Genomic DNA, 18377 nt, shown 5'->3' with positions numbered 1-18377 from the left:
CTGGCATAATTTCATTTATTGTCCTTTTAAACGGCGCTCAAATGAAACGGCATAGGCTTCACTGCGAAAGCGCAGAACCGGGTCATCCGTGCACATAATCCCTTGCGGCACAACGGTTGGATCGAATACAATATTTTCTTCCATATAATCTAATTTTCTCATGATAGACAAATGTCCGATCGTTATTTTTTGGCGTTCTTTTGGCCATGCTGCTGTCGAATCATCAACCGGATCGCTTTCTTCTCCAAGGATAACCGTCAAGTTAAAATCAATCGGCCCTTTTAAAAAACGCCTCGTTAATTCGGCCTCTAAATAATCAGCTGGATGGACAGCCGCTTCTCTCTTTGCTGCACAATTCCATGTGTCATCCGGTTCCCACTCGTATTTTACCGGTTGTTTTTCCCCAGCTTCATTGACGAAATAAAAAGTATGAATGGGATAATAGCGGCTTGTCGAATAGCTGATAAAAGGGCGGGTATTTTTTATAATGCGAAAAGCCGCTCTGCTTTCCGGATATTGAATAAACATTCTTAAAAGGTCACGCGGTCCCGGTTTCTTTTCCATCACACTGAGTATTTCCACAAATGCTTCCGGCGTTTTCGTGATAAATACAGGTACGGTAACACCGACAAGATTTGCCGCTTTCCCGTCCGGCAATTGAAACTGCACGGACATCCCTTTTACAGGAGAAAACATGTCCACCATGTTCGGGTTCGGTGAGCTATCGGAAAAACGGACAATCGCTTTCACTTTTTCCTTTTGCAAATGAGCGGCCGTTGTATACGGCGAGGCATGTCCATTGGGTGTAAAAACCGCCTCGCAGTATATTCCTTTCGCATGAGCGCGGCGATAGCCCGGATGGGTGCCTGCGATATGTTCAATCAAATCAATTGCCTTTTTTGCTAATTCCGGCTTATTCTGTTCCATCTTTATTCCTCCTTTTTCAGTGAAAAAGCCTTGGTTGATCCAGTTATGATCAATCAAGGCTTCTATTATTCAAACATACATTAAAGGATACATAGTTTAAGACATTCCTTCATTCTGGTACCAATTTTTCTTTATCTTCCCGATGATGAACAAAGGAAAACATCTAAGTTAGAGCATTATTTTTTAAAAAAGATCTCTCTTCACCTCTTTGTTTTCATTCACGTTTAATGGTTATATTGTTTATAATGGAAAAGACTTGAAACCATAGAGAAGGTGATTCCATGATCCGAACTGCTGCCATGACGATTGACCAGACCATTTTGCGCGATGTGCCGCTTGAGGAACTGCGCGGAGAACAAATACAGTGGTATTGGGTCGACTTGAATGGACCAACTGAAGAAGAAACACATATTTTACATGACTTTTTTGCTTTTCACCCGCTCGCCATTGAAGACTGCCTGCAATTTATTCAGCGGCCGAAGCTTGATTATTACGACGATCACAATTTTATGATTATTCAGGCGATCAATCAAAAATCGCTGTCACCCGAAGAAATAGATATTTTTTGGTGTTCAAATTACATTGTCACATTTCATCGGAAGCCATCCGTCGAAGTCGATACAGTATGGGAGCGCCTGCTTGATGCGAAAAAAAGAAAGAATTTGAACCCGGTTCAGATTTTGTATCATCTCTTGGACAAAGTCGTCGATTATTTTTTCCCAAGTGTATATCAAATTGAAGACAGCTTGATTCAATTAGAAGCTGAAGATACGGACCACTATAAAACGGACGATTTGTTTGACATTCGAAAAGAATTATTAAAGCTGCGCCGCATTATTTTTCCAATGAGAGAGCTTTTGTATCGTGTGCTGAATTCAGAACGCGTACAAATGTCTAAAAAAGATAAAGTGTATTTTAAAGATATTTACGATCATTTATTGATGCTGACAGAGATTGTGGAGTCCAACCGCGAATTGACAAAAGATATGCGCGACAGTTATTTGTCCGTCAATTCGAACCGAATGAACAGCATTATGATGACATTGACCGTCATTACAACGATTTTCATGCCGCTCACCTTTATCGCGGGCATTTACGGAATGAATTTCAGTTATATGCCCGAGCTGACATGGCGTTACGGCTACTTTATCGTGCTCGGTATCATGGCAGGAATTGCCCTGTCCATGTTTGCCTTTTTCCGCCGAAAAGGCTGGTTTAAAAACGACGATTAGCCGTATTTTTTCTGAGGTTTTTTCCGGAAATCAATGTGATCAAAATCGAAAGAATAATCCAACGCCATCGTAAATATCTCCTTTTCGCTTTTTCTACCCGTCAGACTGAAAAATAAAACAGAAGACTGAGTTTAGAGGTTTATAAACAAGGATTTTGTCAATAATGTAGATGAACACCCTAGGAGGAGAATACGATGAAAAAATTTTATTATATGACAGCCGCGATGACGCTGACTGTGTTGATGGCAGCCGGATGCGGAGTGGATGAAAGCGAGCAGCCGGTGAGAGACAATCAAACCGATCCAACAGAGGAAGAATGGAGAGACATGCCTAATGCGCTGGACAATGTGCTTGGTACGTTACAAGAATTGAAAGCAAATGCGGAAACACCGGATGAAGGCGAAAAGATACAATCGACCGGCAAGCAGCTTGAGGAACATTGGGACGTCATTGAAAGCCAAATAGAAGAGCAGTATCCAGATGATTATGAGAATATTGAAAAGAGCCTGTATCCGCTTATTAATGAAACAAAAAAAGCACAGCCGGATAGGGAAAAAATAAAGTCCCTCATTGATGATACAACGGCTAAACTAACCGATTTTCTTGAAAAAGCAGAGACGCCAAAAAGAAAAGAAAACGGAATATAATCAAGCTGGCTTCCTGATTTATTTGTTCCATTATTCCCCGGGAAATCATGATCCAATTGAAAGGACTGTTATCTTTGCGTACAGATTTTATGGAGGTGGAACAGCGCCCTTATCCATTGCCTTCCACGCCGTGGCTCATGCAGCAGACATGGCATAATATGCTTTTTGCTCATTGGCCGGTTTCCGACATTTTTTTAAAAGCCTATCTCCCCGAACAGCTTGAAATCGACACATTTGACGGAACAGCGTGGATCGGTGTCATTTCATTTAAAGCGCACAATACAAGACTTCACGGCCTGCCAAAATTTCCATTCTTTCATTCTTATCTGGAACTGAATGTCCGCACATACGTCACCTATAAAGGCATTCCGGGCATTTACTTTTTCAGTCTGGATGTGGACAAACGGCCGGTTGTCATGGGAGCAAAAATGGCAACCTCGCTTCCTTATCGACGTGCTCATATGAAAATGGTGATCACAGAGCCGGTCGTACATTTCACAAGCCGGCGGAAGGATAAGCCGAACGAGTCCTTTCAAGCAAGTTATAAACAGTCAACCAACATCTACTCGCCGGCGAAAGAAAGCCTTGAATACTGGCTGCTGGAGCGCTACTGCTTATGGACGACAAAAGACAATGTTCTCTTTCGAGGCGACATTCATCATGACCGCTGGAGAATCACCGAAGCAAAGGCATCGCTGCACCATCATACAATGGCTTCTTTTTTGCCGCGTTATTACTTTAAAACAAAACCCGTTCTTCATTTTTCAGGAAATAAAAAGGTGTTTATCTGGCCTCTGCAAAAGGTCAAATAAACACCTGTTTTTACTTCTCTACCTCAAATACAATGCCGGCCTGTCTGCGCGCTTCTTCCGTAATGTGAATGACAATCTCGCTTACGCTGCGGAAATGAGCATATTTCTCCTGATCATTTGATTCAATGATCGCGGCCATGGCCTCTGCTTCGTATATCATATCGTTTTCTTCTTCCTGCACAGCCAATTGTTCCTGATCGCCTGTACGGCGGTTTGTAAATTCGATAGTCGAAATGGGCGCAACATGATCGATCACGATTGTGCCGTCTTCCCCGCTAATTTCACCGGGCAAATAGGAATCCGTTATTTTTGAAAACATCGCTGTACACGTATGCGTTCCGTAATCGAGGATGACAGAACCGCTGCCGTCGACGCCCGTCGGCAGCATCGTTACATGACAGGATACATTTTTCGGTTTTCCAAACAACGACACAGCCAGGCTGATCGGATAAACACCCAGATCGACAAGTGCACCGCCTGAAAATTTCGGGGAGAAGATATTCGGTTCTTCGCCGGCGAGCACATTGTCGTAACGCGATGAATATTTCATGTACTGCAAAAAGGAATGGCGGACGGTACCGACTTTTTCAACCGCTTCTTTTAAACGATCATGGTTTAGCGTATACAGATTGCGGAAGGCTTCGAACAAAAAGACGCCATTTTCATCCGCTGTTTTAAAGGCTTCCTCAAGCTCTTTTGCCGTCGAAAACATTGGCTTTTCGCAAATAATGTGCTTCTTCTTTTTCATTAAAAGGAGCGCCTGCTCAAAATGCAGCGAGTTTGGTGACGCAATGTAGACAACATCGATTTCTTTGCTTCCCGCCAATTCTTCCAAATCGGTAAACACACGCGGCGCTCCGAGCTTATTTGCTTTTTCGGCTGAGCGGGAATACGCGCCGGCAAGTGTCAGTTTCCCGCTTTTTCGTACGGCCTCCACAAAGCGTACCGTAATTGTACTCGTTCCAATGGTTGCTATATTCATGTGACTAGTCCTCTCTTTATGCAAAAGTTGAGTGAATGCTCCCTCATAAAGGATTTACCATGTCGATTGAAGTATACAATCGGCTGGTCTGTGCAGCCCGTTCCTATTTTACCATTATCAGTGTGGTGTTTAAACCGTTTCGCAGAAGTGGATCATAATGACAAAAAGGGGTGTCTCAAACGTTTATTGAGACAACCCCTTCCTCATTTCTATTACCGGATTTCCCATAAATTCGGCCTTCATGAAGCAGGATCCGCCTGTAATATCAACAAATCGGCCTAAATAGTACAAAATCCGGCCTTCCATCCGCACTTATGGGACAGCTCCATCCATCTTTATTATTCCGCTTTTTCTACACTGTGTCCGCCAAACTCATTTCGAAGAGCGGCCACCACTTTTCCAGTAAACGTGTCCGTTTCCATCGAACGGTACCGCATTAATAAAGACATCGCAATAACAGGCACAGCAGCCTGTAAATCAAGGGCTGTTTCAACCGTCCATTTTCCTTCTCCGGAAGAATGCATAACGCCTTTAATTCCCTCCAGCTTTTCATCTTTGGAGAAGGCATTTTCTGTTAGTTCCATCAGCCAGGAACGAATAACGGAGCCGTTATTCCAAACTCCGGCCACTTTTTCATAATCGAAGTCGAACTCACTTTTCTCCAGCACTTCAAAGCCTTCACCAATGGCCGCCATCATCCCATACTCGATGCCGTTATGGACCATTTTTAAAAAGTGGCCGCTTCCTGCTTTGCCTGCGTACAAATAGCCTTTTTCCACCGCTGTATCCCGGAAAATGGGCTCCACCGTGTTCCAGGCTTCCGCATCTCCGCCTACCATATAACAAGCGCCATGGCGAGCTCCCTCCATACCGCCTGACGTTCCGACATCCATAAAATGTATGCCGGCCTCTTTTAATTGATCATAACGGCGAATCGATTCTTTATAATGAGAATTTCCGGCTTCAATGACAATATCTCCACTACTTAACAACGGTGTGATTTCGCTGAGAACAGAGTCAACAACCGAATGCGGCACCATGATCCAGAGAATTCTCGGCTTCGGCAATGACTGTACGAGTTCTGATAAACTGGATACACCTTCCGCCCCGTATTTTCTCATTTCCTCAACGGCTTGTGCATTTAAATCGAATGCGGCTACTTCATACTTTTGGTCAATGAGATTTTGACCAAGATTCAATCCCATTTTTCCTAAACCGATTAAACCGATCTTCATGTTTTTATATACTCCTGTCTGTTTATTTTTGTTCGTGATCCAGCCACTTAAACCCATCTTCCTGCAATAATTGATAAGAAGCTTCCGGTCCCATCGATCCTGAGCGGTAAAGATGAAGTGGAACAAGATCCTCTTCAAACGCGTCTAAAATAGGCTGCACCCATTCCCAGGACAATTCAACTTCCTTCCAGTGCGCAAAGAATGTCGGATCTCCCCGTAAAGCACCAAACAGCAGCAATTCATACGCTTCCGGCACATCTTTTGCATTTGCTGAAAAATCGATCGAAACCGGCTCGATTTGATTATTTAAAGGATTCTTCATATTCAATTGCAGAGAAACCCCTTCGCTTGGACTAATGTCAATTGTTAAACGATTTGGTGCTGTTTCTGCGCTTAATGGGTTTTTGAACTCCACAACAATACGTGTCGATTTCTCCTGCATTCTTTTTCCTGTCCGAATATAAAACGGAACTCCCGCCCAGAAGTCATTATCAATCCACAAACGGGCCGCAATAAATGTGTCGTTTTTGGAAGACGGACTCACGCCTGGTTCATTTTCATAGGCAGTAACCGGCTCACCTTTAATTTCCCCGGGACCGTACTGGCCGCGAATCACGTTCGCTGCTACATCTTCTTTTTGCAGCGGCCGGAGAGACTCCATCACTTTCCGCTTCTCATCGTTCACTTCTTCTGCGCCTTTTTTGCTGATCTGCATAGCTGTCATCATCACCATTTGCAGCATATGATTTTGCACCATATCCCGGATGGCTCCGGCCCGGTCATAATAACCGGCTCTTTCTTCCACCCCAACAACCTCACTGGCCGTAATTTGCACATTGACAATATGGTCCTTGTTCCATATAGCCCGGAGAAGCGGATTCGTATAAACGAGTGACTCTAAATTCTGTACCATCGGTTTTCCAAGATAATGATCAATGCGATACATTTCTTCTTCTTCAAATGTTCTGCTCAATTTTTCATTTAACTCACGGGCTGACGTCAAATCATGTCCAAACGGTTTTTCAACGATCAGCCGCTTCCATCCTTTCACCGTTCCCAATCCACTTTGCTTAATGTTGGACGTAATGGCATCAACAAATTCAGGAGACACCGACAAATAAAACAGACGGTTTTCCGGAATACTTAAATTCTTTTCCTGCTGTTGAACCGTTTCAAGAAGTGATTGATACTCGTCGCTTTTCGTTACATCAAGCGGACTGTAGCGAAACGCTTGAAGAAATGTTTTCATGTTTGACGCATCATTGATGATACGTCTGGAAAAGGTATGAACGGATTCTTCAACATGGGACTGAAATGTCTGATCAGACCATTCTCTTCTCCCCACCCCAACAATGGAAAACGAATCGGGCATTTTTCCATCCATAAACAGATTGTATAAAGCAGGGAAAATTTTTCTTTTCGCCAAATCCCCGGTCGCACCGAATAAAACAAACGTCATCGGACTTACCTTCACCGTATCAAACAAACCTGCACTCTGTTCAACTTCATTATGATCGTGCGGAATCATTACTTTATTCATTTCGTCCTCCTCTTCCTTTTATCAGTTATATAAATTGGAATACCTATAGTATTGGTCACCGTCTGTACATTCATGATTATATTTTGTATAATGTTTAAAAGTAAGTACGCACTTATATTTCATATAGTGCCTAAAAGTATACTGTATAAACCATAAATTGGAGGCAAAAGTATGGGCCACGTTTGTGCAAAAGATTTTAATTGTGAAAAAGAACTGACACTGGCCGTTATCGGCGGTAAATGGAAAATGCTGATTTTATGGCACTTAGGAAAGGAAGGAACGAAGCGATTTAATGAATTAAAATCGCTGATGCCAGGCATTACACAGCGGATGCTTGTGAACCAGCTGCGTGAACTTGAATCAGATTTTATCGTTCACCGCGAGGTCTATCCGGTTGTTCCGCCAAAAGTGGAATATTCACTAACGGAACAAGGGAAAACATTAATGCCGATTCTTGAATCCATGTACGATTGGGGAAAAAATTACAAAGTGTTTATCGAAGAGAACTGGGACGACTGTGATGCAAAAACCGGTTCGGATGAATAAGTTTCTTGTCAAACCCGCAGAATACATTCTGCGGGTTTTTTATTCACTTCTCCGCAAATCACAGTATACTTTTTAGCACTATATGATTTTAAAGTGCGTACTTCTTTTTTTGCGAACGAGCAGTTAGACTGAAAATACTAAAAAGAAAAGGGAGAGAAAAAAATGAAATTACAATTAGCACTTGACTTAGTTAACATTCCAGAAGGCATTGAGCTTGTAAAAGAAGTACAGGAACACATTGATGTTGTTGAAATCGGCACACCGGTTGTCATTAACGAAGGCCTTCACGCTGTAAAAGCAATGAAAGAAGCATTTCCGAACTTGGAGGTTCTTGCGGATCTTAAAATTATGGACGCAGCTGGCTACGAAGTCATGAAAGCGGCTGAAGCAGGAGCTGACATCGTGACAATCCTTGGCGCAGCTGAAGATGCATCCATCAAAGGCGCTGTAGAAGAAGCGAAAAAACAAGGGAAGCAAATCCTTGTCGATATGATTGCGGTAAAAGACATTAAAACACGTGCGCAAGAACTGGATGCACTTGGCGTTGACTACATTTGTGTTCATACTGGCTATGATTTGCAGGCAGTCGGTAAAAACTCATTCGAGGACTTGCACACAATTAAAAGCGTCGTGAAAAACGCAAAAACAGCTATCGCTGGCGGCATTAAGCTTGAAACACTTCCTGAAGTCATTAAAGAACAGCCGGACCTTGTCATCGTTGGCGGCGGTATCACAAGCAAGGACGACAAAAAAGCGGCAGCTGCTGAAATGCAAAAATTAATCAAAGAAGCCGTTGCTAAGTAACAATGCAAACGACTCAATACACGGCGGAGATTTTAAAAGAGCTCCAGCGTACAGCTGATTTAATCAGTGATGAGCAGGCAGAGCAGCTTGTCAACGGTATTTTGGAAGCAAAAAAAGTATTCGTGGCGGGAGCAGGCCGATCGGGGTTCATGGCGAAATCATTCGCGATGCGCATGATGCATGTCGGACTTGATCCATACGTCGTCGGCGAAACCGTCACACCTAACCTGGAGGAAGGCGATATTTTTATCGTCGGCTCCGGTTCCGGTGAAACGAAAAGCTTAGTTGCGATGGCGGAAAAAGCGAAAGCAATCGGCGCAACTGTTGCAGCTGTAACGATAGTTCCCGACTCCTCTATTGGAAGGCTCGCTGATATTGTTGTCGAAATTCCGGCCCAAACAAAATCCGGTGAAGATACAGGCAACAAAACAATTCAGCCAATGGGCTCCCTATTTGAACAAAGCCTTTTGCTGATTTACGATTCCGTTATTTTGCGGTTCATGGAGAAAAAAGGCATGGACTCTAACAAAATGTACGGACGGCATGCGAATTTAGAATAGGACCACGTTTCAAACGACATCCGAACGGCTATATAATCTGTACTTGTATGTTTGAAAGGATGTGTACAGATGAGAGGTCTACTGCTTATCATTGTCGGAATCGTTATCGTACTATTCGCTTATACGGTGCTTAAAAACCTGAAGCACCGCAAATAAAAAGCACGGCTGCCCATATGGCGGCTGTGCTTTTTTATTTGGAGCGTATTATTTATTTCCGTAAAAAATAAATAAAATCTGTCGGACAGCTTTTTAAACCGGCTTCCCGCAGCATAACCGCCACATTTCCCCGATGTGAGGTACCTTGTATTTCTCCTTATTATAGAGGCTTCATTAGTTAATCAGTCAAAAATGAGCAGAAAGACTGACCCTTTTTTGGAATAATTACCGTCTCAAAAGGGAAAAGTAGAATATTCCAAAATTAGGAGGGTGTTCATGAAAGCTGTAACGTACCAAGGGGCGAAAAACATTCAAGTGAAAAATGTAGCTGACCCGACTATTCAAAAGAAGGAAGACATTATCGTCCGCATTACCTCAACGGCTATTTGCGGCTCCGATCTCCATATTTATCAAGGTGTTTTACCGCCGGCAGAAGAAGATTATGTCATCGGCCACGAGCCAATGGGGATTGTCGAAGAGGTCGGTTCGGAAGTCACAAAAGTGAAAAAAGGCGACAGGGTTGTATTGCCGTTTAACGTTTCCTGCGGCCACTGTTTTTACTGTCAGCACGACTTAGAGAGCCAGTGCGACAACTCGAATGCAAATCCCCATTTAGATACAGGCGGTTATTTCGGCTTCACAGAGCGGTATGGAAATTTTCCGGGAGGGCAGGCCGAATTTTTACGCGTACCGTATGGAAACTTCATGCCCTTTGTCATTCCGGAGTCGTGTGAACTCGAAGATGAATCTCTTTTGTTTTTATCAGACGTGCTCCCAACCGCTTACTGGAGCGTGGAGAATTCAGGCGTAAAATCTGGTGACACCGTCATTGTGCTTGGTTCAGGACCGATTGGTTTAATGACGCAAAAATTTGCTTGGATGAAAGGCGCGAAACGTGTTATTGCCGTCGATCATTTACCGTATCGCCTGCAGCATGCAAAAAGAATGAACAACGTTGAAACCTTTAATTTTGCAGAATATAAAGATATGGGCAGTCATTTAAAAGAAATCACAAACGGTGGTGCGGACGTCGTGATCGACTGCGTTGGAATGGATGGCAAAAAGTCCGCGATTGAAGCGATTGAGCAAAAGCTGAAGCTGCAAGGCGGCACACTCAGTGCGATTCAAATTGCCACGAAAGCAGTCCGCAAATTCGGGACCGTACAGCTGACCGGTGTATACGGCTCCGTTTACAATATGTTCCCGCTCGGCAGCTTTTTTGAACGAAATATCACCCTGAAAATGGGGCAGGCTCCGGTCATCCATTATATGCCTGAATTATTTAAGAAAATCACAGCCGGTGAATTTGACCCATCTGAAATTGTTACACATAAAGTACCGCTCGATCAAGCGAGTGAATCGTATAAAATGTTTAATGATCATGAAGATGAATGCATTAAATTTGTGTTGAAACCATAACTGACAAAAGGCTGTCCAATAAACTGCAGTTGGACGGCCGAATTCACTAAGAATCCGGCGATGGAAATAAGAAGGAGATGTCTCGATGAAGTTGTGGGATATCTCCTTTGTTTCTTAATGAGAAATTACCTTTTTCTTTTTCATTAAGAAAAGATACCGGTCTGGATGAACAGATCCTGCTATAATGAGCGCGCCGCACGCGTAAAAAACGCCGGACATGCCCACTGCACCGGACAGAGAACCGAGTGACAGCGGTCCTAAAATTTGTGTTAATTTATTAAACGTTAAACGAAGCCCGAGACCTTCCGCCACACGTTCTTTTGGCAGCGCAATGATCGTCGCAAAAATGGTGAGCGGCTGACAAATGCCTGTGCAAAAGCCAAGGATCAATGACAATGCGCTTAGCCAGATCAGATGATCGGATACCGGATTAAGCATGTACATCAAACCGGCGATAAGAATAGAAATGGTAATAATCCGGTCTCGTTTCAAATGCTGCGAAATCCATGGCAGAAAGGTCCGTATAAACATGCCGGCTCCAGCGTTCAAGGCGACAATAACCCCGATCATAGACGCCGATAGACCTTTGTCAGCTGCAAGCAGCGGGAAAAAAGCGATGTATGTATCTTTCGCCAGCAGTCCTATAGAACTGACCAGCACAGCTTTGCGCAAATCCGACATGCGCAGCAATTGAAAGGCATTTCCTTCTTTCTTTTTCGGTGCCTCATCAGCTTCTTTGTCTTTTTCACTGCTAAAGAACAACGACAACGGAAGCATGCCCGCCAAAACAAGGCCAAGCGTTAAAAAAGCGGTTCCATAACTAAACGAATCCGATAAAAATCCGGCTGCTAATGGACCGGCGAAACTTCCTGCCGCAACCGCAATACTAAAAACTGCGATAAAATATTCCCTTAATTTGCTTTTCGAAAATTGGCCGGAATACGCCTGCATGGATAAAACAAAAACTAATTGCGAAAAACCGGCTAACACCTGCGAAAGATAAACACCGGCAAGCGTTCCATAAAAAGCAAGCACGATCATGGACAATGCGCCAAGACCAATACTGGCTATTAACGGACTTTTTATTCCAATCCAATCAATCACCCTTCCTGTTTTAATGGATAAAAAGAGCGGCAAAACAGAAAACAACGCCACAATTAGTCCAATTTCCGCATGGCCCGCACCTAAATCATTTGCATAAAGAGGGATGAGCGGCCGGCTTCCCGCCACACCGACCATAAATAAAGCTGTACATATAAACACAACGTTTTTTGTCGATCTTCTTCCTTTTCTCATTTACATGCCCCCTTACCCTCTCTATCATACAGGAAAAAGCTTTTCCTTATAAGAGAGTCTACTCAAGGGGAATGGCGGGATGCAGTCTGGCGGTGTTGTTTCCGTCACGCTGCATCCGATTCCTCTGTCATAAAAAATACGTTCAAAAAACGCACCGGTTCACTCCGCTTTATAGTAAAGCAACTGTTTTAACATGGTTTATATTTAGATGGATTTTCTGTTCTTTCACTGTCATCAACGTAATAAAGTGTGCGTCTTTATGGAGAAATTTTCCGCTAATACACTCTTTTTCCCCAATATTAAGCGTAATGAAGGATCCTTTTACATTTTCGATCTGATCGGCAAAAGTGGCCGCGTACACTTTAGGGGCAGAAGACGACACTAAACTCAGGGAGTGATCAAATCCATAAGGACGGGAAGAAGCCGGATAAGGAATCAGCCATTTTATATGCTGAATAGGCATCAGCATCATTTGATAAACAGGCGAAAAAAAGACGACATAATCATCCATAACATTGGTTATAGAGCCGTGGACAGGCTGGCCGGCTGTCATATTTAATTCAACAAAGCTCCCTTTTGAGGCGGTCTGCAGTACTTCTTTTAATGATAACTTATCAGCAAGCGGCAGTGTGTCCGTCGTTTCAGGCGGCGTAAGGAAATCTGCTTCTTCTTTTGATAAAAGCCGTATTTCCCGAACATGAAATAATGGAAGATAAAGAAATTCGTTTTGTTTACAAAGAACCAGCACATCGCTGCCAAAGTCAATCAAAATTCCCGACACTTCTCTTTTTCCGGTAAGATCCAGGTGAATGGGCTCGCCAACATACTCTTTTAGGCGTTTCATCAGCTTACCTCCCCTCTTAAAATAAAGCCCAAGATCCATAATTTAAAGTAAAACAGCTTCCTGCACCAATTTAAAAAAAGAACAGTCCTTTATTTCTTCATTTTTTCCCGGTTCAGTCTTTTCTTGCGCAGCTTCATGTAATCTTTTTCCGCCTGTTTCATTAAGGAATAATATTGAGCTTCGAGAATCCTTTCCTTTTCTTCCTGAGTCAACAACGGTTGTAAAAAACCATGTATGTTTTCCGTTATCTGTAAGACTGTTGGAGCGGCACTTTGTTTTTCTTCCGTCTGCGGGCTTCTGTCTTTTTTATTGATTTTCATTTTTTTAACCGGACGGCTTTTTTGAACGCAGGCATCCTTTTCTGGAGATAAGTCCGCTGAACGGCTCTGTGTCTTTTTATCATCTGTATGGGAAGGTTTAGAATCCGAGGCTGCCGTTTTTTTGCCTTTCGTGATGTTCAGCCGCAGCTTTCTGCCCGACAGCTTGAAATCAAACGGGGTCTCTTTTTTCATCCTGATGGTTTTGTTCGCTGGAGAAACGTCCGCTGTTACGGCACACTTCTCTTCCGTTCTTTCTTCCTTTTTTTCAGATGAAGCTTCCCATTCCTCCTTACCTTCCTCTTCTTTCTCTTCATGATCCTCATTTTGAACGTCTTTTTCCTCGTCTTGCTGGCTGGCTGAACGTTCTTTTTTTTCATTTAATTCCTTTGTATCTTCTGTTTCATTGTCTGCGGCTTCCTTATTTTCATGCGAATTATTTGCTGCATCGGAATCCGTTCGTTCATAAAATCCCTGAAAAATATTGTTGATATAGGCTGTTTGCATAATAATCGTTTCTTCGCCGCTTATTAAAATGAGATGATCTTCAAAAACACTGCTGAGAAACCCTGTCAGCATTTGATCGTTATGACAGTTAATCGTGACCCAGCTGTACTTACACTGTTCCAAGATGTCATGTAAATTCTCCGCACGCAAAAAGTCACGGGTGATTTTCTTTGTTTGTCTGTCTTTTGCATTTTTCGAAACGGATTTAATTTGATCAAGGTGATGATAAAAATAGTCTCCTTTTTCATTCTGTAAAATCAGATAATCCTGTTTGACATCAACCAGACTGCCTTTCAGGATGATGCCGTCGCCGGAAAAAACACCGATCGAATAACCGATAAGTGCTGTAAGTGTCTCTGAAAAATAAGGGCCGGACATGTCTAACCCCCTCACATGTTTATCCTTTTTTTCTAAATGGCAAGAGCCACCTTTATTGAATCGGAGAAAAGGAAACAAAATCGTCTCTATCTCTCATTCAAAAGTGGCTTCTTGGCACTTCATACTGAAAATAACGGACAATAATTACTCGCTTGCTTCTTCCGTTTTGCCGCCATCTTTGTCTTTTTTATTTTTCTCTTCATTCTTCTCCTCTGTTTCCTCTTTTTCTTCGTTAGGACCTTCCACTTTCATGTCATAGCTGATATTGCGTATATGGAACATCGCCACGCGAATGACCTCTTCGTTATAAACAATGGTAATATATTCGTCAGTAATTTCGTCCATTACCCCTTCATACTTTTCATGTCCGCCACGATTGATCGTGACCCAGTGATATTTCAAACTATGCAGTACATCTTTAAAGGTTTGACCCTGTGTATATTCAAAATCCTCCGGGATGACAAGATCGAACTCGAGTCCTTTTTTCGTATTGTCCGTCAAACTCTTGACATGGTGGCCTTTATAATAAAGAACACCGTCTTCTTTAGTGAGCAATACAAAATAATCTTCCTCCACTGCCAGCAGCTGTCCGACTCTGGAATCATGGCCGCCGCGGTTTACCTTTACTGTTTTGCCGACTAAAGAACTCAGTATTTCTTTATTCATTCGTTTCTCTCCTCCTGTTTTAGAAAGTCATTGTAATTATATGCATGAAGAGGGAGAGTGTACTGCTTCATTCGCCCGTTCCTTCTGTCAGCGCTTATCCTGACGTTTAAAAATAAAAAAGAGCGGCCCATTGACTTTCAGGGCGGCTCTTTTGTTAAGACAGCTTATATACTCTCGTTTCGTATGGATTCAATATGAGTTCACCTGGCGGATTTTCTTCAGGCACCTTATAGTTGTTCAACATTAAACGTACATACTCATAGGACACGCCGTCCATCTTTTGAACGGGTGCCGGCTGGCAGGACAAGTTCGCGATAACGATGATTTTTTCTTCATTGAACGTACGCGTATAAGCAAAAACACGCGTGTCCTTTTCTAATAACATATCGTACGTACCGTATGTGAAAATCTCGTTCTGTTTTTTAAGCTGAATCATTTTTTTATAAAAATGAAGAATCGAGCTTTCCTCTTGAACCTGTGCTTCGACATTAATTTTTTTATAGTTCTTATTTATTTTCAGCCACGGCGTCCCGGTTGTGAATCCAGCGTTGTTTCCCGCCGACCATTGCATGGGTGTACGTGAGTTATCACGGCTAGAATTCCAAATTATTTCCATCATTTCTTCGTGATGAATCCCCGCTCCAATTCCAAGACGGTACATATTGACCGTTCTTACGTCGTTATAGTCATCAATCGAATCATACTTCACATTTGTCATACCGATTTCCTGTCCTTGATAAATAAACGGTGTCCCCTGCATAAGGAAGTATACCGCCGCAAATGCCGTCGCACTTTCACACCAATATTCTTTATCATTGCCCCAAGTCGACACAACGCGGGCTTTATCATGATTTTCAATAAAGAGCGCATTCCAGCCTTTTCCTTCAAGCGCTTTTTGCCATTTCGTCATGACCCTTTTGTAGCCTTGAATATCTAGACCTGTTTTCGATTCGGAATTCCAAAGCTCTAAATGCTCAAATTGGAAAATCATATTGAACTTTCCTTTTTCCTCATCTACCCATTCTTCGACATCCTCTGCCGTGACACCGTTGGCTTCACCGACGGTCATAATGTCATACTTCGCAAATGTTTCTTCTTTCAATTCCTGTAAAAGCGGCTGAATGCCTTTCACGTTCATGTGATGGTCAAATGACGGCACATATTGCAGTTCATTTGGATTCGGCATGTCAATTAAGCCGTCAATTTTCTTAATATGGCTGATCGCGTCGACACGAAATCCGTCTATGCCTTTATCCAGCCACCACGTAACGGTTTCATACAACGCTTGACGAACTTCAGCATTTTCCCAGTTCAAATCGGGCTGTTTTTTTGAAAAAAGATGAAGGAAATATTGTTCGGTCAGCGGATCATACTCCCACGCGGAGCCGCCAAAAATACTTTCCCAGTTGTTTGGCTCCGCACCATTTTTCCCATCCCGCCAAATGTACCAATCACGCTTCGGATTGTCTTTCGACGAACGGGATTCCATAAACCACGGATGCTCATCGCTCGTATGGTTGATGACAAGGTCAAGAATAAGCTTCATATCCCGCTCATGGACTTCTTTTAACAGCTCATCAAAATCGGACATCGTTCCAAATTCATCCATCACTTTTTTATAGTCACTGATATCATAGCCATTATCGTCATTCGGCGATTCAAACATCGGACAAATCCAAATCACATCAATGCCGAGATCTTTTAAATAATCAAGCTTAGAAATAATCCCTTGAATATCCCCGATCCCATCACCGTTTGAATCCATAAAGCTGCGCGGATAAATTTGATACGCCACCGCTTCTTTCCACCATACTTTTTTCATTTCAACAACCTCACTCCTCTATTGGATGATTGCATATGAGTATTTTAACACGGTATGCCGGAAAAAGAATTTTTAGCAGCAAGACGATAATTCTTCCAAACAATAAAGGCGTTTCATATGATTCCGGGTCATACGACATTTATAGAAGAAGGAGATGTCCGAAACATTCATCGAGACATCTCCTTGTTCATTTCGTTGGTTTAATTTTCCGATTTGGAGTCGGATTCTGCCGTTTATAACTTCCGGCGTATCCCTTCTTCCTTATTCTTCACCACCCTTTTCCAATTGTATTCATCGATGTTTTTTCCAATATTACCCTGCCAACAGCACTGCGTTGGATCTTTCTCTTACTAATTTTAACATTGGGGATGCCTCCAAGCAGACAGGGATCAGTTTGTCGAGATCGTGCATCTGTCTAAAGGCCAAACAATTACTTGAATAGGCACAGGAAATCAGCAGCCGTCTTGAAAACAAATGTAACTAAAAACGCAGTTAAAATCAATGAGAGGACTCTTTGCAATATAAGAGTACGCGAATCATCCATGCTAGGTATGTCACTAAGAAGGTTTTGGCTGTGAAATAACACCTATATTTAAACAAGAGCAGGAATCTCGAGTTTTTTCTTTATAAAAAAGAAGCGTTCACTTAGTCTGTTAAACTAGGTGAACGCTTCTTTTAATAAGCACATGTTTTAAGATACCGGCGGCCGGGGTCGAACCGGCACTCCCGTGAAGGAACTGGATTTTGAGTCCAGCGCGTCTGCCAATTCCGCCACGCCGGCGTTGATTTATCATGGAGCGGAAGACGGGATTCGAACCCGCGACCCCCACCTTGGCAAGGTGATGTTCTACCACTGAACTACTTCCGCATTTGAACACGATGTTCTCGCTTCTGTATTTGACACAGGATGTGACCGTTCTTGGTATAAAACTAAAAAATGCGGGTGAAGGGACTTGAACCCCCACGCCTTGCGGCGCCAGATCCTAAGTCTGGTGCGTCTGCCAATTCCGCCACACCCGCAAGATAAGTGGCTGGGCTAGTTGGATTCGAACCAACGCATGACGGAGTCAAAGTCCGTTGCCTTACCGCTTGGCTATAGCCCAATCTTTTTTAAGAAATATGGGGCGATCGATGGGAATCGAACCCACGAGTGTCGGAGCCACAATCCGATGCGTTAACCACTTCGCCACGACCGCCATTATAGCATTATTCAATTGGCAGGGGCAGTAGGAATCGAACCCACACCGGAGGTTTTGGAGACCTCTGTTCTACCGTTAAACTATGCCCCTTTAAAATGGTGGAGGGGGGCAGATTCGAACTGCCGAACCCGAAGGAGCGGATTTACAGTCCGCCGCGTTTAGCCACTTCGCTACCCCTCCGTCTTAAGATAGTAAATTAAATAAAAAATGGGCCTGAATGGACTCGAACCATCGACCTCACGCTTATCAGGCGTGCGCTCTAACCAGCTGAGCTACAGGCCCATTATGTATAATGGAGCGGGTGATGGGAATCGAACCCACGACATCAGCTTGGAAGGCTGAGGTTTTACCATTAAACTACACCCGCATAGCGGTTTGATGAATGGTGGCTCAGGACGGGAGCGAACCGCCGACCCAAGGAGTTTAAGTGCTTTGCTCGACCAACTGAGCTAGTGAGCCATCATAAAATGGCGGTCCGGACTGGACGC

General features: G+C 43.2%; 17 protein-coding genes and 10 tRNA genes. 7 read left to right on the top strand and 20 right to left on the bottom strand.

Annotation, left to right across the window (positions count from 1 at the left end):
* Window positions 1–15 precede the first annotated feature (15 nt).
* Window positions 16–927: a catalase family peroxidase gene (locus BTO30_RS13015; RefSeq protein WP_075399153.1), complete on the bottom strand. Its 912-nt coding sequence runs from the start codon at window positions 925–927 to the stop codon at window positions 16–18.
* Between the two features lie 281 nt (window positions 928–1208).
* On the opposite strand from BTO30_RS13015, the gene corA reads away from it, so the two are divergent.
* The 3 genes from corA (at window position 1209) to BTO30_RS13000 (ending at window position 3618) form a co-directional block, all read left to right on the top strand.
* On the top strand, window positions 1209–2159 hold the full coding sequence (corA, locus tag BTO30_RS13010) for a magnesium/cobalt transporter CorA (RefSeq protein ID WP_075399152.1): 951 nt from the start codon (window positions 1209–1211) through the stop codon (window positions 2157–2159).
* A 194-nt stretch (window positions 2160–2353) separates the two neighbouring features.
* Window positions 2354–2806, top strand: coding sequence for a hypothetical protein (locus BTO30_RS13005; RefSeq protein WP_075399151.1), 453 nt, complete (start codon window positions 2354–2356; stop codon window positions 2804–2806).
* Between the two features lie 74 nt (window positions 2807–2880).
* Window positions 2881–3618 carry a YqjF family protein gene (locus BTO30_RS13000; RefSeq protein ID WP_143331969.1) on the top strand — a complete coding sequence of 246 codons (738 nt, stop codon included), beginning with the start codon at window positions 2881–2883 and terminating at the stop codon, window positions 3616–3618.
* 10 nt (window positions 3619–3628) lie between these two features.
* Here the strand turns inward: BTO30_RS13000 and BTO30_RS12995 are convergent, their stop codons facing one another.
* From BTO30_RS12995 to zwf, 3 genes are all read right to left on the bottom strand, one after another.
* Window positions 3629–4600 (bottom strand): Gfo/Idh/MocA family protein, encoded by a 972-nt coding sequence (locus tag BTO30_RS12995; protein WP_075399150.1) that lies wholly within the window; start codon window positions 4598–4600, stop codon window positions 3629–3631.
* 338 nt (window positions 4601–4938) lie between these two features.
* Window positions 4939–5835 carry a phosphogluconate dehydrogenase (NAD(+)-dependent, decarboxylating) gene (gnd, locus tag BTO30_RS12990; protein WP_075399191.1) on the bottom strand — a complete coding sequence of 299 codons (897 nt, stop codon included), beginning with the start codon at window positions 5833–5835 and terminating at the stop codon, window positions 4939–4941.
* 22 nt (window positions 5836–5857) lie between these two features.
* The gene (gene zwf / locus BTO30_RS12985) at window positions 5858–7294 is read right to left on the bottom strand and encodes a glucose-6-phosphate dehydrogenase (protein WP_075399190.1); all 1437 of its coding nucleotides are present in this window, start codon (window positions 7292–7294) and stop codon (window positions 5858–5860) included.
* A 252-nt stretch (window positions 7295–7546) separates the two neighbouring features.
* On the opposite strand from zwf, the gene BTO30_RS12980 reads away from it, so the two are divergent.
* The 3 genes from BTO30_RS12980 (at window position 7547) to hxlB (ending at window position 9285) form a co-directional block, all read left to right on the top strand.
* Entirely contained in the window at window positions 7547–7921 is a 375-nt protein-coding gene (locus BTO30_RS12980) for a winged helix-turn-helix transcriptional regulator (RefSeq protein ID WP_075399149.1), read from the top strand.
* A gap of 162 nt (window positions 7922–8083) precedes the next feature.
* Window positions 8084–8725: a 3-hexulose-6-phosphate synthase gene (hxlA, locus tag BTO30_RS12975; RefSeq protein ID WP_075399148.1), complete on the top strand. Its 642-nt coding sequence runs from the start codon at window positions 8084–8086 to the stop codon at window positions 8723–8725.
* Window positions 8726–8727: 2 nt separating this feature from the next.
* Window positions 8728–9285, top strand: a complete 558-nt coding sequence (gene hxlB / locus BTO30_RS12970; RefSeq protein ID WP_075399147.1) for a 6-phospho-3-hexuloisomerase — start codon at window positions 8728–8730, stop codon at window positions 9283–9285.
* A 208-nt stretch (window positions 9286–9493) separates the two neighbouring features.
* On the opposite strand, the gene BTO30_RS18035 is transcribed toward hxlB, so the two are convergent.
* Window positions 9494–9592: a DinB family protein gene (locus tag BTO30_RS18035; protein WP_143331970.1), complete on the bottom strand. Its 99-nt coding sequence runs from the start codon at window positions 9590–9592 to the stop codon at window positions 9494–9496.
* A gap of 125 nt (window positions 9593–9717) precedes the next feature.
* Here BTO30_RS18035 and BTO30_RS12965 point away from each other — a divergent pair, with 125 nt between their 5' ends.
* Window positions 9718–10860: a zinc-dependent alcohol dehydrogenase gene (locus tag BTO30_RS12965; RefSeq protein WP_075399146.1), complete on the top strand. Its 1143-nt coding sequence runs from the start codon at window positions 9718–9720 to the stop codon at window positions 10858–10860.
* A gap of 114 nt (window positions 10861–10974) precedes the next feature.
* Here BTO30_RS12965 and BTO30_RS12960 read toward each other — a convergent pair whose 3' ends face one another.
* The 15 genes from BTO30_RS12960 to BTO30_RS12890 form a co-directional block, all read right to left on the bottom strand.
* On the bottom strand, window positions 10975–12156 hold the full coding sequence (locus tag BTO30_RS12960) for an MFS transporter (protein ID WP_075399145.1): 1182 nt from the start codon (window positions 12154–12156) through the stop codon (window positions 10975–10977).
* Window positions 12157–12325: 169 nt separating this feature from the next.
* Window positions 12326–13000, bottom strand: coding sequence for a hypothetical protein (locus tag BTO30_RS12955; protein WP_075399144.1), 675 nt, complete (start codon window positions 12998–13000; stop codon window positions 12326–12328).
* Window positions 13001–13089: 89 nt separating this feature from the next.
* Entirely contained in the window at window positions 13090–14202 is a 1113-nt protein-coding gene (locus BTO30_RS12950; RefSeq protein ID WP_075399143.1) for a DUF2642 domain-containing protein, read from the bottom strand.
* A 144-nt stretch (window positions 14203–14346) separates the two neighbouring features.
* Window positions 14347–14868, bottom strand: coding sequence for a hypothetical protein (locus BTO30_RS12945; protein ID WP_075399142.1), 522 nt, complete (start codon window positions 14866–14868; stop codon window positions 14347–14349).
* Between the two features lie 154 nt (window positions 14869–15022).
* Window positions 15023–16690 (bottom strand): glycoside hydrolase family 13 protein, encoded by a 1668-nt coding sequence (locus BTO30_RS12940; protein ID WP_075399141.1) that lies wholly within the window; start codon window positions 16688–16690, stop codon window positions 15023–15025.
* 697 nt (window positions 16691–17387) lie between these two features.
* Window positions 17388–17471: transfer RNA gene (locus tag BTO30_RS12935), tRNA-Leu, on the bottom strand.
* A 12-nt stretch (window positions 17472–17483) separates the two neighbouring features.
* A tRNA-Gly gene (locus BTO30_RS12930) sits at window positions 17484–17558 on the bottom strand.
* A gap of 70 nt (window positions 17559–17628) precedes the next feature.
* Window positions 17629–17710, bottom strand: a tRNA-Leu gene (locus tag BTO30_RS12925).
* Between the two features lie 8 nt (window positions 17711–17718).
* Window positions 17719–17793: transfer RNA gene (locus BTO30_RS12920), tRNA-Gln, on the bottom strand.
* Between the two features lie 17 nt (window positions 17794–17810).
* Window positions 17811–17886, bottom strand: a tRNA-His gene (locus BTO30_RS12915).
* A gap of 19 nt (window positions 17887–17905) precedes the next feature.
* A tRNA-Trp gene (locus BTO30_RS12910) sits at window positions 17906–17979 on the bottom strand.
* 6 nt (window positions 17980–17985) lie between these two features.
* Window positions 17986–18069, bottom strand: a tRNA-Tyr gene (locus BTO30_RS12905).
* Between the two features lie 28 nt (window positions 18070–18097).
* A tRNA-Ile gene (locus tag BTO30_RS12900) sits at window positions 18098–18171 on the bottom strand.
* Window positions 18172–18182: 11 nt separating this feature from the next.
* Window positions 18183–18256 (bottom strand) — tRNA-Gly (locus tag BTO30_RS12895).
* A 16-nt stretch (window positions 18257–18272) separates the two neighbouring features.
* Window positions 18273–18348 (bottom strand) — tRNA-Leu (locus tag BTO30_RS12890).
* Window positions 18349–18377: the final 29 nt, after the last annotated feature.

This window comes from Domibacillus antri, assembly GCF_001936625.1.
In the GTDB taxonomy this organism is placed as follows: domain Bacteria; phylum Bacillota; class Bacilli; order Bacillales; family Domibacillaceae; genus Domibacillus; species Domibacillus antri.
This window is presented reverse-complemented; position numbering and strand designations above follow the sequence as displayed.